Source organism: Streptomyces sp. CB01249 (assembly GCF_001905735.1).
Classification (GTDB): domain Bacteria; phylum Actinomycetota; class Actinomycetes; order Streptomycetales; family Streptomycetaceae; genus Streptomyces.
This window is the reverse complement of record NZ_LISW01000002.1, coordinates 79,577-93,883: the sequence shown is the minus strand read 5'-3', so window position 1 is coordinate 93,883 and position 14,307 is coordinate 79,577. Positions and strand designations below refer to the sequence as shown.

Below are 14,307 nucleotides of genomic sequence, written 5' to 3'. Positions count from 1 at the left end.
CCGATCGTAGGAGCGTGCGTCAATCGGGCATGCCCTCCGGCCACCCAGACCCGCCCGCCCGGCCCCGCACCACCCCCGCCGGGCGGCTGCTCCGCGCCCTCGGCTCCTGGATCCGCAGCGCCCCCGGCACGTACCTCTGGCTGACCGCCCTCTTCGTCACCACGGTGATCGTCCACCAGATGTCACCGGCCTTCGAGGACGAGTTCCTCCGCCAGCGCTCCACCAACATCCACGAGCTCTCCCGCAACCCCGTCCGCGTCCTCATCACCAGCGCCTTCTGGATCGACAGCGGACAGTGGCTCCCCTACGCCGTCCTCTACACGGTCTTCCACGCCCCCGCCGAACGCCGCCTCGGCACCCCGCGCTGGCTCACCGTCGCCGCGACCGCGCACGTCCTCGCCACCCTCGTCAGCGAAGGCATCCTCGCCTGGGCCATCCGCCACGGCCACGCCCCGGCCGCCGCCGCCAACACCCTCGACGTCGGCGTCAGCTACGCCCTGGCCGGCGTGGTCGCGGTCCTCACCTACTACGTCCCCCGCCCCTGGCGCCCGGCGTACCTCTTCGCTGTCCTGGTGATCTACACGGTCCCCCTGATCACCGACCCGACCTTCACGGACATCGGCCACCTGACGGCAGCCCTGATCGGCCTGGGGTGCTACCCGCTGACGCGGCGCGGAACCTAGGCATGAAAAAACCAGGCCGGGGAAGACCGGCCTGGCGGTGGAGCCCCCTGTCGGATTCGAACCGACGACCTACGCATTACAAGTGCGTTGCTCTGGCCAGCTGAGCTAAGGAGGCGTGCCGGAGCAGTCTAATCCAACCCGGCCCCCGGCCCCGTGCAGAAATTTCACAGCCAGTGAACTACTGACAGATTCGAAACCTCCAGGTAGCGTCCATGCAGGTTCACTCGGATGGACCAGACCACTCCCTTACAACGGATCGTCCGGCACGTTCCTGCCGGTGGAGGAGAAGAATCAGCATGGCCAGTGTCACGTTCGACAAGGCGTCCCGCGTCTACCCCGGCTCCACGAAGCCCGCGGTCGACCAGCTCGAGATCGACATCGCGGACGGCGAGTTCCTCGTCCTCGTCGGTCCCTCCGGTTGTGGCAAGTCCACCTCGCTCCGCATGCTCGCGGGTCTCGAGGACGTCAACGGCGGTGCGATCCGCATCGGTGACCGCGACGTCACGCACCTGCCCCCGAAGGACCGGGACATCGCCATGGTGTTCCAGAACTACGCGCTGTACCCGCACATGACCGTCGCGGACAACATGGGCTTCGCGCTCAAGATCGCCGGTGTGAACAAGACCGACATCCGGGCGAAGGTCGAAGAGGCCGCCAAGATGCTGGACCTCACCGACTACCTGGACCGCAAGCCGAAGGCGCTCTCCGGTGGTCAGCGCCAGCGTGTCGCGATGGGCCGCGCGATCGTGCGTGAGCCGCAGGTCTTCCTCATGGACGAGCCGCTGTCGAACCTCGACGCCAAGCTCCGTGTCTCCACCCGTACGCAGATCGCCTCGCTCCAGCGCCGCCTGGGCATCACCACCGTGTACGTCACGCACGACCAGGTCGAGGCCCTCACCATGGGCGACCGCGTCGCGGTCCTCAAGGACGGTCTCCTCCAGCAGGTCGACTCGCCGCGCAACATGTACGACCGCCCGGCCAACCTCTTCGTGGCCGGCTTCATCGGCTCCCCCGCGATGAACCTGGTCGAGGTCCCGATCACCGACGGCGGCGTGAAGTTCGGCAACAGCGTCGTCCCGGTCTCCCGCGAGGCGCTGACCGCCGCCGCGAACCGCGGCGACACCACCGTCACGGTCGGCATCCGCCCCGAGCACTTCGACATCGTGGAGCACGGCGGCGCCGCTGCGAAGACCCTCACCAAGGACTCCTCGGACGCCCCGGCCGGCCTGGCCGTCTCGGTCAACGTGGTCGAGGAGCTCGGCGCCGACGGCTTCGTCTACGGTGCCGCCGAGGTCGGTGGCGAGCACAAGGACCTGGTCGTCCGCGTCGGCGGCCGCGCCGTCCCGGAGAAGGGCACCAAGCTGCACGTCGTGCCCCGCCCGGACGAGCTGCACGTCTTCGCCACGTCGACCGGTGAGCGCCTCACCGACTGACGTCGCACACGCTGTACGGTGGCCCCGCACGATCTCCGTGCGGGGCCACCGCGCGTCCCGGGCACCGTCCGAAGCCCCGGACGCGTTTGAAGCGGCGGAGGCGAATTCCCCGCCAGAACGGTCATTTCGCTTCCGTTCGTCAACACGCGATTCGAAAAGCACACTCGAACCATCCCCCGCGAGGGTGACGTAATGTCGCCACGCCATCACCGGCCGCTACGCTCGCTGCGTGACCCACACCGTGCGCCGTATCGGCCGAACTCTCGCTTTCGTACTGCCCGTCGTCATGGTCCTGTCCGGGACCCTCGCGGTCACCGCCGTGCCGTGGGCAGCCAGCAACTCCGACTCGCAGCTTCTCGCCGCGTCGGCCCGTAGCGTCCCCGACGCCAAGGGCGCCGAGGCCGCCGTCAAGCAGCGCGCCCCGCAGGACGTCCTGCGCGACCGGCTCCTCCAGGAGCTCCGCGCCAAGGACCCGGGCGTCGCGCTGACGGACCTCCAGCGCGCCGTCGAGGGACGCCCGTCGCTCGCCAAGCACTGCATGTCCATCGCGAAGACCCTGGGCAAGGCCGCCGTCGACAAGTACGGCCCGACGCGCGCGCACCGCTTCTCGCGCCCCGTCTGCGACACCTCGTTCGCCTCGGGCGTCGCCCAGTTCAGCTGACCGACGCGACACTCCCCGCTGCCGGGCACGGCTTATCGTGCCTGGCATGCATACGTTTCCGACGCAGGCCGTGATCCTGGCGGGTGGCCAGGGGTCACGGCTGCGCCCGTATACCGATGACCGCCCCAAGCCGATGGTCGAGATCCCGGGTACCGGGACGCCGATCATCGGCCATCAGCTTTCCTGGCTGGCCGCCGAGGGCGTGACCGATGCCGTGGTGTCGTGCGGGCATCTGGCCGAGGTGCTCCAGGAGTGGCTGGCCGGCGCGGTGCTGCCGCTGCGCGTCACGACGGTGGTGGAGTCCGAGCCGCTGGGGCGCGGCGGCGGCCTCAAGTACGCGGCGGCGCGGCTGCCCGAGCCGGACGAGCCCTGGTACGCGACCAACGGGGACATCTGGACGCGGTTCTCGCTGCGCGAGATGGCGGCCTTCCACGCGGAGCGCGACGCGACCGCGACACTGGCGCTGGCCCGGCCCCGGATTCCGTGGGGCGCGGTCGAGACGGACGCGTTCGGGCACATCACCGACTTCATCGAGGCGCCGCCGTCGCCGTATCTGATCAATGCCGGGGTGTACGTGTTCTCCCCCGCCTTCACGGGGCTGCTGCCGGACCGCGGCGACCACGAGCGGACCACGTTCCCCCGGCTGGCCCGCGAACGCCGGCTGGCCGGCTATCCGTTGCCGCACGGCGCGTACTGGCGGGCGATCGACACCGCGAAGGACCTGACGGAGGCCGCCAAGGAGCTGGACGGGCGGTAGGGCGTACGACAACGGGGCGGGCCCGGAGGATTTCCCTCCGGGCCCGCCCCGTTCGCGTGGGGCGCCCGTCGTCAGCCGAGGAGGCCGCCGATCGGGTTGCGGCCCCCGCTGCCGCCGTCGCCGCCGCCCGAGGAGGCGCCGGGGTCGGGGTCGGAGCCGCCCGTGCTGGAGCCGCCGCCGGTGCCGGTGGTCCCGGAGGAGCTGGGGCCGGAGCTGGTGGCGGGGGGCTGCTGGGGGGTGGTCTGCTGCGGGGGCTGCTGGCCGGTGCCCTGGGTCTGGCTGGGCTGTCCGGTGCTCGCGCCCGCCGCCTGGCCCGTCTCCCGGACGCTCTCCGAGGACGGGGTCGAGGCGTCGGCGGACGGGGTGTGCGGTGCGGTGCTGTGCGAGGGCGTGGGCTGGTGGCCGGTCGGGCTCTTCGACGCCTTGCCCTTGCGGGACTTGTCGGGGAGGGGCGAGCCGGGCAGCTGGTTCGTCGGGACGCCGTGGGGGCCGGGGACCGTGACGACCTCCGTGGAGCGGACGGCGCCGCCGAGGACGGAGCCGATGAGCAGGGTGAGGCCGACGACGATGCTGGCGACGACGGCGCCCCGGCGCAGCACGCGGCGGCGCAGGTCCCAGATCTCGGAGCGGGGGCCGAGCTTGCGCCAGGCTTCCCCGGCGAGCCGTCCGTCGATGGAGTAGACGGGGGCGCCCGCGATGATCAGGGGGCTCCAGGCGGCGAGGTAGATGATGTCCGGCGCGTCGTAGGCGGCGACGGTGCGCCAGCTGACGGTGACCAGGAGGGCCGCGGACAGCAGCGCGCCGACGGTGGCGGCGACCCGCTGCCAGAGCCCGAGGACGGTGAGGACACCGACGACGACCTGGAGGAAGGCGATCGAGAGCCCGGCACCGACGGGGTGCGACAGGGCGAACTCGCGCAGCGGCTCGGCCAGCGCCCACGGGTGGAGCGAGTTGAGCCACTTGACCATCGAGCCGCGCTCGCCGCCGTCGAAGTAGACGGGGTCGCAGAGCTTGCCCATGCCCGCGTAGATGGAGATGAAGCCGAGGAACACCCGCATCGGCAGCAGGACGACGCCGAGGTTCATGCGGCGGCCCGGGTAGTACGCGTGGCGCACGTCGTCGGTGCCGCCCTGACGCCGGCCGCGGTCCTCCTCGTCCGTGAGGTCGACGGCGGGCTCGTCGTCGTACGGGCCCCGCGCGTCGTAGCCGTCCGGGTCGTACGGGCCGGGGTCGACGGGGTCGTAGGCACCGACCGCCCGGCGCATCGGGGGCAGCAGCGGGCCGCCGGAGCGGGGTGCGCCGATGACCGGGGTGGGCTGGGTCTCTTCGAGCGGGGACTCGTCGAGGCGCGGGATGACCTGGGTGCCGGCGCCGCCGCGTCCCTGGTCGAACTCGTAGGAGGCGTACGGATCGTAGGGGTCGTACGCGGTGTCGGGACGGCCGGCGGTGGAGTTGCGTACGGCCTGGAGGAGTCCGGTGGCGCCGGGGTCGCCGGGGGCGGACTTGCCGCTCCAGACGACGGGGGCGCGTCGGCCGCGTCCCGCTCCGGGGGCGCTCATGGCGGGGATCCTGGGCGCGCCGGCGGAGGTCACACCGCGCAGCCGTGCGCGCTGGCCGGGCGCGAGCTGCACCCGGAAGCTGGCGTGGTTGACGATGACCTGCGCAGGGTCGCAGTCCACCTTGGTCATGCTCAGGGCGGGTAGTTCGTCGAACCGAGGCGTTCTGGTGTCCACACTCATCTAACCGAGTGATGTGTGATTAGGACACTGCCTCCACCGTGTCGAAGGTGTCCGAGACCCGTCAACAGGTGGTGGGGGGTTGCGCGGGGGCGCGTGCACGTGCGCGCGCGCCCCCGGATGGCCCGTTCCGGGCCGGTGGATCAGGCGCGGCGGCGCGCGACCTCGTACATCACGATGCCGGCGGCGACACCGGCGTTGAGCGATTCGGCACCGCCCGGCATGTTGATGCGGACGCGGTAGTCGCAGGTCTCGCCGACGAGGCGGCCGAGGCCCTTGCCCTCGCTGCCGATGACGATGACGACGGGCCCGGCGAGCGCTTCGAGGTCCTCGACGGTGTGCTCGCCGTCGGCGGCGAGGCCGACGACGGCGATGCCCTCCTTCTTGAAGGCTTCGAGGGAGCGGGTCAGGTTGGTGACCTTGGAGACGGGGGTCCGGGCGGCGGTACCGGCCGAGGACTTCCAGGCACCTGCGGTCATCCCGGCCGCGCGGCGCTCGGGGACGACGACGCCGTGGCCGCCGAAGGCGGAGACGGAGCGGACGATCGCGCCGAGGTTGCGCGGGTCGGTGACGCCGTCGAGGGCGACGATGAGCGGGTCCTCGCCGTTGTCGTACGCGGCTTCGAGGAGGTCCTGCGGGTCGGCGTACTCGTACGGCGGGACCTGGAGGACGAGACCCTGGTGGTTGAGCCCGCCCGTCATGCGGTCGAGCTCGGGGCGCGGCGCCTCCATGAGGTTGATGTTGCCGCGCTCACCGGCGAGCTGGAGGGCCTCACGGACGCGCTCGTCGTTGTCGATGTACTGCTGGACGTAGAGCGTGGTGGCGGGCACGCCGTCGCGCAGGGCCTCGAAGACCGGGTTGCGGCCGACGACCATCTCCGAGGTGCCCTTGACGCCGCCGCGCCGGGGGGCGGGGCGGCGGTTGGCGGCCTGCTTGGCCTTGGCGGTCGCGATGCGGTTCTTCTTGTGCTTCTTGCGCTGCTCGGCGGGCGGGGTGGGGCCCTTGCCCTCGAGGCCACGGCGTCGCTGGCCACCGCTGCCGACCGTGGCGCCCTTCTTGTTGGACGTGCGGCGGTTCCTGCGCTGGCTGTTCCCGGCCATGACCTACCTGTTTCGTTGCTTCGTCGTGCGTACGTATAAGTGCAGTGTGCCGCCCGGCGGACCGGGCGGCATGTGGTGGGCTACTGGCGCGGGCCGAGGGTCCACCGGGGGCCGGACGGGCTGTCCTCGATGACGAGTCCGGACTGGTTGAGCTGGTCGCGGATGGCGTCGGCGGCGGCCCAGTCCTTGCGGGCGCGCGCGGACTGCCGCTGGTCGAGGACGAGGCGGACCAGGGTGTCCACCACGCCGTGGAGGTCGTCGCCGCGGTCGCCCTCGCCCGCCCAGTGGTCGTCCAGCGGGTCGAGGCCGAGGACGCCGAGCATGGCGCGGACCTCCGCGAGGCGCGCGACGGCGGCTTCCTTGTCGTCGGCGGCGAGGGCGGAGTTGCCCTGGCGGACCGTGGTGTGGACGATCGCGAGGGCCTGCGGGACGCCGAGGTCGTCGTCCATGGCTTCGGCGAAGGCGGGCGGCACCTCGGCGGCCGGGGCGACGGTCTCGCCGGCCTTCTCGGTGACGCGCTGGACGAAGCCCTCGATGCGGGCGAACGCGGACTCGGCCTCGCGCAGGGCCTCCTCGCTGTACTCGATCATGGACCGGTAGTGCGGGGTGCCCAGGTAGTAGCGCAGGACGATGGGGCGCCAGGCCTTGACCATCTCGCTGACGAGCACGGAGTTGCCCAGCGACTTCGACATCTTCTCGCCGGACATGGTGACCCAGCCGTTGTGCACCCAGTAGCCCGCGAAGTCGTCGCCGAACGCCTTGGCCTGGGCGATCTCGTTCTCGTGGTGCGGGAAGATCAGGTCGATGCCGCCGCCGTGGATGTCGAAGGCGGTGCCGAGGTACTTGTGCGCCATGGCGGAGCACTCCAGGTGCCAGCCGGGGCGGCCACGGCCCCAGGGCGTCTCCCAGCTGGGCTCGCCGGGCTTGGACGCCTTCCACATGGCGAAGTCCCGCTGGTCCCGCTTGCCGGTCTCGCCCTCACCGGAGGGCTGGCGCAGGTCGTCCAGATCCTGGTTGGACAGCTCCAGATAGCCGGGGAACGAGCGCACGTCGAAGTAGACGTTGCCCTCGGCGGCGTACGCGTGGCCGCGCTCGATGAGGCCCCGCATCATCTCGATCATCTCCGGGACGTGCCCGGTCGCGCGCGGTTCGTAGGTGGGCGGCAGGCAGCCGAGCGCGTCGTAGCCCGCGTTGAACGCCCGCTCGTTCTCGTAACCGATGGACCACCAGGGGCGGCCCTGCTCGGCGGACTTGGCGATGATCTTGTCGTCGATGTCCGTGACGTTCCGGACGAACGTCACGTCGTAGCCGCGGTAGGCGAACCAGCGGCGCATGATGTCGAAGTTCAGTCCGGACCTGATGTGCCCGATGTGCGGGGCGGCCTGGACGGTAGCGCCACAGAGGTAGATCGAGACACAGCCCGCTGTGAGCGGGACGAAGTCACGGATCTGCCGGGCGCTGGTGTCGTACAGGCGAATAGTCACCCCTCAAGGGTAGTGGGCCCGCACCAGTGCCCCGCGCCCCTGTGGATATTGCGGGCGCAGTTGTTACGGGGGCGGGCGCGGGCGCGTTACTACAGGGCGGGCGCGGGCGCCCGCGCACGGGGTCAGCCGGTGCGGTAGACGAGGGCGGTCGCGAGGCCGGCGATGCCCTCACCGCGGCCGGTGAAACCCAGTCCGTCGGAGGTCGCGGCGGACAGCGAGACGGGGGCGCCGACCGCGTCGGACAGCACCCGCTGCGCCTCCTCGCGCCGCTTGCCGATCTTCGGGCGTACGCCGACGACCTGCACGGCCACGTTGCCGATCTCGAACCCCGCCGCGCGGACGATGCGGGCGGCCTCGGTGAGCAGGGTGACCCCGGCGGCGCCGGACCACTCGGGGCGCCCCGTGCCGAAGTGCTGCCCCAGGTCGCCGAGACCGGCGGCGGAGAAGAGCGCGTTGCACGCGGCGTGGGCGACGACGTCCGCGTCGGAGTGGCCGGCCAGGCCGGGGCCCTCGCCGTCCCAGCGCAGACCGGCGCACCACAGCTCGCGGCCCTCTTCGAACGCGTGGATGTCGGTGCCGATCCCCACGAGCGGGATGACGGGGGCGGGGGCCTGCGTCGGCCCGGGGGTCTCAGAAGCCATCGTTGGCCCTCCTGCGTGCGAGAACCGCCTCGGCCAGAACCAGGTCCAGGGGGCGGGTGACCTTGAACGCCTCTTCGTGTCCGGGGACGACGACGACGGGCGCGCCGAGCTGTTCGACCATGCCGGCGTCGTCGGTCGCGCCCTCACCGCTGACGGCGACCTGCTCGTGGGCGCGGAGCAGGGTCGCGCGGTCGAAGCCCTGCGGGGTCTGTACGGCCCTGAGCCGGGCGCGGGCCGGGGTGGAGAGCACCGGCTCGGGCGCGCCGGGGGCCCCGGGCTCGACCTCCTTGACGGTGTCGGCGAGCGGCAGGGCGGGAACGACGGCGGGGGCGCCGTCGCGTACGGCCTCGACGACCGCGTCGACGGTGTCCACGGGGACGAGGGGCCGGGCCGCGTCGTGCACCAGGACGGCGGAGACGGTGCCGGGGAGGGCGTCCAGGCCGCGCTTCACGGATTCCTGGCGGGTCTCGGCGCCGGGCACGACGAGGAAGTCGGTGCGTTCCGGCAGGGCGTACTCGTCCAGGAGGGTGCGGACCTCGGCGACGCCCTCGGGCGGTGCGACGACGACGACCAGGGACACGTGCCGGGAGGCCGCCATGGCGCGGACGGCGTGCACGAGCATGGGCGTCCCGCCGAGCGCGCGGAGCGCCTTGGGGGCGCCGGGGCCAAGCCGTACGCCGCGGCCGGCCGCGGGGATCACGGCGGCCGTGCGGTAAGGACGCGGTTCTTCAGACATCGGTTGCACTCCGAGGCTTCGGCATGTTTGTGTCCACGGCCGACGTGGGTATGGCCACAAGCGAGCCGGGCGCTGCGCCATGACTCGACCGGGACCCTTTCCGTGACCCCGGGCGAGCCGGGACACGCCGCGGCCGTTCGGGGTCGGTCTCGCACGCCGGGTTCAGCAAGATCGCGAGCAACGTACCAAGGACGTGTACCGGGGGATCATCGGCAAGTGGCCGGAATTCGCCGTTCGATTGCGGTCCGGACATGCCGCAGCGCCCGACGACACAGCGTGAATACAGCTGGTCAGCGGGCACCGCGGCACATTATCTACGGCCGGTGCGATCCGGTCGTCATGACCGGTGCCATCCGGTTCAGGATGCGAGGACCTCGTCGAGGAGAGCCTCGGCCTTGTCCTCGTTGGTGTTCTCCGCGAGAGCGAGCTCACTCACCAGGATCTGGCGCGCCTTGGCGAGCATGCGCTTCTCACCTGCGGAGAGTCCGCGCTCACGCTCCCGACGCCACAGGTCGCGAACGACTTCGGCGACCTTGATGACATCGCCGGATGCGAGCTTCTCGAGATTTGCCTTGTAGCGCCGGGACCAGTTCGTCGGCTCCTCGGCATACGGTGCGCGCAGCACCTCGAAGACGCGGTCCAGCCCTTCCTGCCCGACTACGTCGCGCACGCCCACGAACTCCGCATTGTCCGCCGGCACACGCACCGTCAAGTCGCCCTGAGCGACCTTGAGCACCAAGTAGGTCTTGTCCACGCCTTTGATCTGGCGAGTTTCGATAGCCTCGATCAGCGCGGCCCCGTGATGGGGATAGACCACGGTGTCGCCAACCTTGAACGTCATGTGACAGGTACCCCTTCCGTGGCTATCAAGCGTAACACGAGAATCGCCACTCCTGAATGGCGTTTTCGCAGGTCAGGGCATATCTCGGGGCTTGACAAGAGAGACAGGGACGTGCTGCGGAGGGCCCCCGGAAGAGGGTATTCGCAGGTCGGAGCGGCTGTCCGGCGACGGAGAAACGCGGACGTTACACACACTCCGGCCCGCTTCGAAGGGGCCGAACGTCCCGTTTTGTCGGGTTCCGCTTGCTGAACTTTCCGTAGTCCGTTCGATGATGGATCACTCGTTCGGACGTAAGTACCGATGGCCAATGAAATTGATCAACGTACGACCCCGGCGGGGATTATGCGCAATGAATGCGCCACCGTCCGTGAACAGCGCAGGAAGCCCGGGGCGAACGCGTGGCCGGAATTTGATCAAGCGCGTTATGTGGAGGGACTGCGAATGTCCGTACGTGTCCGCCCCCGCGATCACGGGCCCGTCAGGGGCGGGTCGGGTGCGGGGCGGTGAGGGGGGCTCGGTAACCTGACGGCTGACAGACCCTTAGGGCGGCTTTACCCCAGGCGCCCGACCCGTCCGAACCGTCCGCACGTTCAAGGAGTTGCCGCCGCCGTGAGCCGCAGCCTTCGACACGGCGCCCTCGCCGCCACTGCCATCGCGTTCTCGATCACCGCGCTCACCGCATGCGGTGCGGGCAACAACGCGCAGACGCTCGAAGTACGCCCGGACAACGCCTCCACCCGGTCCGGCGACATCAAGATCCAGAACGCCAACGTCATCACCCAGCCCGAGCGCGAGGCCAAGGGCCCGGCGGTCGTCACCGCCACGCTGTTCAACAACGGCTCCCAGGCGGAGACCCTGGAGTCCATCACCCTGAAGGGCGGCAGCGGCACCGTGCAGCTGCACCCCGCCGAGGGCTCGGGTCCGGTCGTCGTCCCGGCCGGCGGCCGGGTGATCCTGGGCGGCCAGGGCAACGCCTCCGCCGTCATCGAGAACGGCGACGAGGCCACGGAGAACGGCAACGTGCAGCCGCTGGTCTTCAAGCTCAGCCGCTCCGGCGACATCTCGCTGGCCGCCTCGGTCGTCCCGGCCAAGCACTACTTCAAGGGCTTCGGCCCCAGCGCGCTGCCCGAGCCGTCGAAGACGCCGGACGCCTCGCCGTCCGGCTCCCCCACCGGCTCCGCGTCGCCCGACGCGTCCGGGAGCCCGTCCGGCGAGGCGTCGGCCTCGTCCTCGGCCTCCGAGTCCGGCCAGCCCGGCTGAGCCGCACCCCGCACCGCACATGGCCGAGGCGCCTTCCCCGCCGGGGGGAGGCGCCTCGGCCATGTCATGCGTACGGGCCGGCCTACGGCTCGAACTTGTACCCGAGGCCCCGCACGGTCACCAGGAACCTGGGCGCGCCCGGGTCCGGCTCGATCTTGGCGCGCAGCCGCTTCACGTGGACGTCGAGGGTCTTGGTGTCGCCCACGTAGTCCGCGCCCCAGACCCGGTCGATGAGCTGCATCCGGGTCAGCACCCGGCCCGCGTTGCGCAGCAGCATCTCCAGCAGGTCGAACTCCTTCAGCGGCAGGTCGACCTTGCCGCCGGAGACCGTGACGACGTGCCGGTCGACGTCCATGCGGACCGGTCCGGCCTCCAGGGCGGCGGGGGCGACCTCCTCGGGCTCGCCGCGCCGGCGCAGCACGGCCCGGATGCGGGCGACGAGCTCGCGGGAGGAGAAGGGCTTGGTGACGTAGTCGTCGGCCCCTATCTCCAGGCCGACGACCTTGTCGATCTCGCTGTCCTTGGCGGTCACCATGATCACGGGCACGTTGGAGCGGCTGCGCAGCTGGCGGCAGACCTCGGTGCCGGGGAGTCCGGGCAGCATCAGGTCGAGCAGCACGAGGTCGGCGCCGTTGCGCTCGAACTCGTCAAGGCCGTCGGGTCCGGTGGCCGCGATGGCGACCTCGAAGCCTTCCTTGCGGAGCATGTAGGACAGGACGTCGCTGAAGGATTCCTCATCCTCGACGACAAGCACTCGGGTCACGGAAGGGCCTCCGGGGAAGGGAATGAATCGAAGGAGTCGGGGGCGGCGTCCGGGTGGGACTCCGCGTCGCCGTTGACGATGAGCGGGCCGCCGGACGCACGGTCCCGGCCGCGTGCGGAGCCCGCTTCGGGCAGCCGCAGGGTGAAGGTGGAGCCCTGTCCCTCCGAGCTCCACACGGTGACCTCCCCGCCGTGCGAGGCGGCCACGTGTTTGACGATGGCCAGGCCGAGGCCCGTACCACCGGTGGCGCGTGAGCGGGCCGGGTCGACGCGGTAGAAGCGTTCGAAGACCCGTTCCCGGTCCTTCTCGGAGATGCCGATGCCCTGGTCGGTCACGGCGATCTCGATCTCGTCCCCGCCGGGCACGACCACGCGGCGGGCGGCGATGCCGACGCGGGTGCGGGCGGGGCTGTAGTTGACGGCGTTCTCGACCAGGTTGCCCAGGGCCGCGGCGAGCTGGCCCCGGTTCCCCCATATCCGCAGTTCGGCGGTGCCGCCGGCGGCCATGGTGATCTGCTTGGAACCGGCCTGCTGGCGGCAGCGGTCGATGGCCTCGGCGACCAGCTCGTCCACGCGGACCGGCTCGGCGTCCTCCAGCGGGTCGTCGTTCTGCACCCGGGAGAGGTCGATCAGCTCCTGGACGAGGTTGGTGAGCCGGGTCGCCTCGATCTGCATGCGACGGGCGAAGTGCTCGACGGCCTCCTGGTCGTCGGAGGCGTCGAGCACGGCCTCCGAGAGCAGGGACAGGGCGCCGGTCGGGGTCTTGAGCTCATGGCTGACGTTGGCGACGAAGTCGCGCCGGACCGCCTCGATGCGGCGCGCCTCGGTGAGGTCCTCCACCAGCAGCAGCACCAGCCGGGAGCCGAGCGGAGCGACCCGCGCGGAGACCGCCAGGGCCTCGCCCCGGCCCGTGCCGCGGCGCGGGAGGTCCAGTTCGACCTGGCGTATCTCGCCGTCGCGGCGGGTGTCCCGCGCCATGTTGAGCATCGGCTCGACGGCGAGGCGGCCGCCCCGGACGAGCCCCAGCGCGTACGCGGCGGAGCTGGCCTTGACGACGCTGTCGCTCTCGTCCAGCACCACCGCGGAGGAGCTGAGCACGGACAGCACCGTGTCGACGCCCGGGGGCAGCGGGGCGCCGCTGTCGGACCGCAGGGAGGTGCGCGTCGGCTTCTTCTGGTCGCGCTCGCTCCAGCGGAACGCCAGCATGGCGATCACACCGGTACCGACACCGGCGATCGCGGCAGCTGCGGCGACCGCCGCGTTCACGTCCATGTGTCCAGGTTATGCGGCACGCCGGACACTCTCCCAGCCGTCCGGGGGCCTCCTCGGTCACTCGTCGCCCAGAGTTCACCGAGGGGCAAGGGCCGGTTCACTTGGCCGGTCGGAATCCGACGCGTACGCCCGTCACGGTGGTGTCGTGGGGTTCGGAGCCGGTCATCGGCGGGCCCCGGCCTCGGTCAAGGACTGGAGAGGGACACCCATGCGTGACGCGTACCACGAGGAACTCGACTCGATCGGCGAGGACCTGGTCGAGATGGCCCGGCTCGTCGGCTCGGCGATAGGCCGGGCCACCACGGCGATGCTCGACGCCGATCTGAAGCTGGCGGAGTCGGTGATCGCCGCCGACCAGAAGGTGGACGACCTCCAGCACGAGCTGGAGGCCCGGGCCATCGCGCTCCTGGCCCGCCAGCAGCCGGTGGCGACCGATCTGCGGATCGTGGTGACGTCGCTGCGGATGAGCGCGGACCTGGAGCGCTCGGGCGACCTCGCCCAGCACGTCGCCAAGCTGGCCCGGCTGCGCTTCCCGCAGTCCGCGGTCCCGCACGACCTGCACGCCACCATCCTGGAGATGGGCCAGCTCGCGCAGCGCCTGATGGCGAAGGCGGCCGAGGTGATCGTCACCAAGGACGTCGACCTCGCGCTCCAGCTGGAGCAGGACGACGACGAGATGGACCTGCTGCACCGCGCGCTGTTCCAGCACCTGATGGACGACCGCTGGAAGCACGGCATCGAGACGGCCGTCGACGTGACGCTGCTCGGCCGTTACTACGAGCGGTTCGCGGACCACGCGGTGTCGGTGGCGAAGCGCGTGGTCTACCTGGTGACGGGTGAGCACGCGGACGAGATCCAGCAGCCCACGCCGGTCGACGGGGCTTAGGGCCTGTCCGGGGGGCGACGGGGATTGGGAAGGCTCCGGCGCGGGAAGGGCGGGG

14 protein-coding genes and 1 tRNA gene are annotated in these 14,307 nt (G+C 71.2%); 6 read left to right on the top strand and 9 right to left on the bottom strand.

The annotated features are described in order from the left end of the window. The first annotated feature begins 29 nt into the window (after positions 1 to 29). Complete coding sequence (locus AMK18_RS08690; protein WP_073862379.1) at positions 30 to 683, top strand: rhomboid-like protein; 654 nt, start codon at positions 30 to 32, stop codon at positions 681 to 683. Between the two features lie 38 nt (positions 684 to 721). Here the strand turns inward: AMK18_RS08690 and AMK18_RS08685 are convergent. After that, positions 722 to 798, bottom strand: a tRNA-Thr gene (locus AMK18_RS08685). A 181-nt stretch (positions 799 to 979) separates the two neighbouring features. On the opposite strand from AMK18_RS08685, the gene AMK18_RS08680 reads away from it, so the two are divergent. From AMK18_RS08680 to AMK18_RS08670, 3 genes are all read left to right on the top strand, one after another. Continuing rightward, positions 980 to 2,116 (top strand): ABC transporter ATP-binding protein, encoded by a 1,137-nt coding sequence (locus AMK18_RS08680; RefSeq protein WP_018101603.1) that lies wholly within the window; start codon positions 980 to 982, stop codon positions 2,114 to 2,116. Between the two features lie 229 nt (positions 2,117 to 2,345). After that, a complete protein-coding gene (locus AMK18_RS08675; protein ID WP_026171325.1) occupies positions 2,346 to 2,777 on the top strand; it encodes a hypothetical protein in 432 nt (143 codons plus the stop codon). A gap of 46 nt (positions 2,778 to 2,823) precedes the next feature. Further along, the gene (locus AMK18_RS08670; protein WP_026171326.1) at positions 2,824 to 3,534 is read left to right on the top strand and encodes a nucleotidyltransferase family protein; all 711 of its coding nucleotides are present in this window, start codon (positions 2,824 to 2,826) and stop codon (positions 3,532 to 3,534) included. A 71-nt stretch (positions 3,535 to 3,605) separates the two neighbouring features. Here the strand turns inward: AMK18_RS08670 and AMK18_RS08665 are convergent, their stop codons facing one another. The 6 genes from AMK18_RS08665 to AMK18_RS08640 form a co-directional block, all read right to left on the bottom strand. Beyond that, positions 3,606 to 5,222 carry a DoxX family membrane protein gene (locus AMK18_RS08665; protein WP_018101606.1) on the bottom strand — a complete coding sequence of 539 codons (1,617 nt, stop codon included), beginning with the start codon at positions 5,220 to 5,222 and terminating at the stop codon, positions 3,606 to 3,608. Between the two features lie 191 nt (positions 5,223 to 5,413). Beyond that, complete coding sequence (gene rlmB, locus AMK18_RS08660; protein ID WP_018101607.1) at positions 5,414 to 6,370, bottom strand: 23S rRNA (guanosine(2251)-2'-O)-methyltransferase RlmB; 957 nt, start codon at positions 6,368 to 6,370, stop codon at positions 5,414 to 5,416. Positions 6,371 to 6,450: 80 nt separating this feature from the next. Next, positions 6,451 to 7,854, bottom strand: coding sequence for a cysteine--tRNA ligase (gene cysS, locus AMK18_RS08655; protein WP_018101608.1), 1,404 nt, complete (start codon positions 7,852 to 7,854; stop codon positions 6,451 to 6,453). Positions 7,855 to 7,976: 122 nt separating this feature from the next. Then, positions 7,977 to 8,495 carry a 2-C-methyl-D-erythritol 2,4-cyclodiphosphate synthase gene (ispF, locus tag AMK18_RS08650; protein ID WP_073862378.1) on the bottom strand — a complete coding sequence of 173 codons (519 nt, stop codon included), beginning with the start codon at positions 8,493 to 8,495 and terminating at the stop codon, positions 7,977 to 7,979. Further along, positions 8,485 to 9,231, bottom strand: coding sequence for a 2-C-methyl-D-erythritol 4-phosphate cytidylyltransferase (ispD, locus tag AMK18_RS08645; RefSeq protein ID WP_073862377.1), 747 nt, complete (start codon positions 9,229 to 9,231; stop codon positions 8,485 to 8,487). Before ispD ends, ispF begins: the two co-directional genes overlap by 11 nt. Positions 9,232 to 9,589: 358 nt before the next feature. Continuing rightward, a complete protein-coding gene (locus AMK18_RS08640; protein WP_006380568.1) occupies positions 9,590 to 10,072 on the bottom strand; it encodes a CarD family transcriptional regulator in 483 nt (160 codons plus the stop codon). Between the two features lie 609 nt (positions 10,073 to 10,681). Here AMK18_RS08640 and AMK18_RS08630 point away from each other — a divergent pair. Continuing rightward, on the top strand, positions 10,682 to 11,332 hold the full coding sequence (locus AMK18_RS08630) for a hypothetical protein (protein WP_018101611.1): 651 nt from the start codon (positions 10,682 to 10,684) through the stop codon (positions 11,330 to 11,332). An 82-nt stretch (positions 11,333 to 11,414) separates the two neighbouring features. Here the strand turns inward: AMK18_RS08630 and AMK18_RS08625 are convergent, their stop codons facing one another. Together AMK18_RS08625 and AMK18_RS08620 are read right to left on the bottom strand one after the other, a co-directional pair. Beyond that, positions 11,415 to 12,095 carry a response regulator transcription factor gene (locus AMK18_RS08625; RefSeq protein WP_018519642.1) on the bottom strand — a complete coding sequence of 227 codons (681 nt, stop codon included), beginning with the start codon at positions 12,093 to 12,095 and terminating at the stop codon, positions 11,415 to 11,417. Then, entirely contained in the window at positions 12,092 to 13,366 is a 1,275-nt protein-coding gene (locus tag AMK18_RS08620) for a sensor histidine kinase (protein WP_073862375.1), read from the bottom strand. Before AMK18_RS08620 ends, AMK18_RS08625 begins: the two co-directional genes overlap by 4 nt. 208 nt (positions 13,367 to 13,574) lie before the next feature. Here AMK18_RS08620 and phoU point away from each other — a divergent pair, with 208 nt between their 5' ends. Further along, positions 13,575 to 14,252, top strand: a complete 678-nt coding sequence (gene phoU / locus AMK18_RS08615) for a phosphate signaling complex protein PhoU (RefSeq protein WP_018101614.1) — start codon at positions 13,575 to 13,577, stop codon at positions 14,250 to 14,252. Positions 14,253 to 14,307: the final 55 nt, after the last annotated feature.

What these genes read in the sequence shown, in the direction of transcription:
- ispF (WP_073862378.1), bottom strand. Translation starts at nt 8,495, where the DNA reads ATGGCTTCTGAGACCCCCGGGCCGACGCAGGCCCCCGCCCCCGTCATC.
- AMK18_RS08640 (WP_006380568.1), bottom strand. Translation starts at nt 10,072, where the DNA reads ATGACGTTCAAGGTTGGCGACACCGTGGTCTATCCCCATCACGGGGCC.
- AMK18_RS08690 (WP_073862379.1), top strand. Translation starts at nt 30, where the DNA reads ATGCCCTCCGGCCACCCAGACCCGCCCGCCCGGCCCCGCACCACCCCC.
- AMK18_RS08670 (WP_026171326.1), top strand. Translation starts at nt 2,824, where the DNA reads ATGCATACGTTTCCGACGCAGGCCGTGATCCTGGCGGGTGGCCAGGGG.
- rlmB (WP_018101607.1), bottom strand. Translation starts at nt 6,370, where the DNA reads ATGGCCGGGAACAGCCAGCGCAGGAACCGCCGCACGTCCAACAAGAAG.
- ispD (WP_073862377.1), bottom strand. Translation starts at nt 9,231, where the DNA reads ATGTCTGAAGAACCGCGTCCTTACCGCACGGCCGCCGTGATCCCCGCG.
- AMK18_RS08665 (WP_018101606.1), bottom strand. Translation starts at nt 5,222, where the DNA reads ATGACCAAGGTGGACTGCGACCCTGCGCAGGTCATCGTCAACCACGCC.
- AMK18_RS08620 (WP_073862375.1), bottom strand. Translation starts at nt 13,366, where the DNA reads ATGGACGTGAACGCGGCGGTCGCCGCAGCTGCCGCGATCGCCGGTGTC.
- AMK18_RS08680 (WP_018101603.1), top strand. Translation starts at nt 980, where the DNA reads ATGGCCAGTGTCACGTTCGACAAGGCGTCCCGCGTCTACCCCGGCTCC.
- phoU (WP_018101614.1), top strand. Translation starts at nt 13,575, where the DNA reads ATGCGTGACGCGTACCACGAGGAACTCGACTCGATCGGCGAGGACCTG.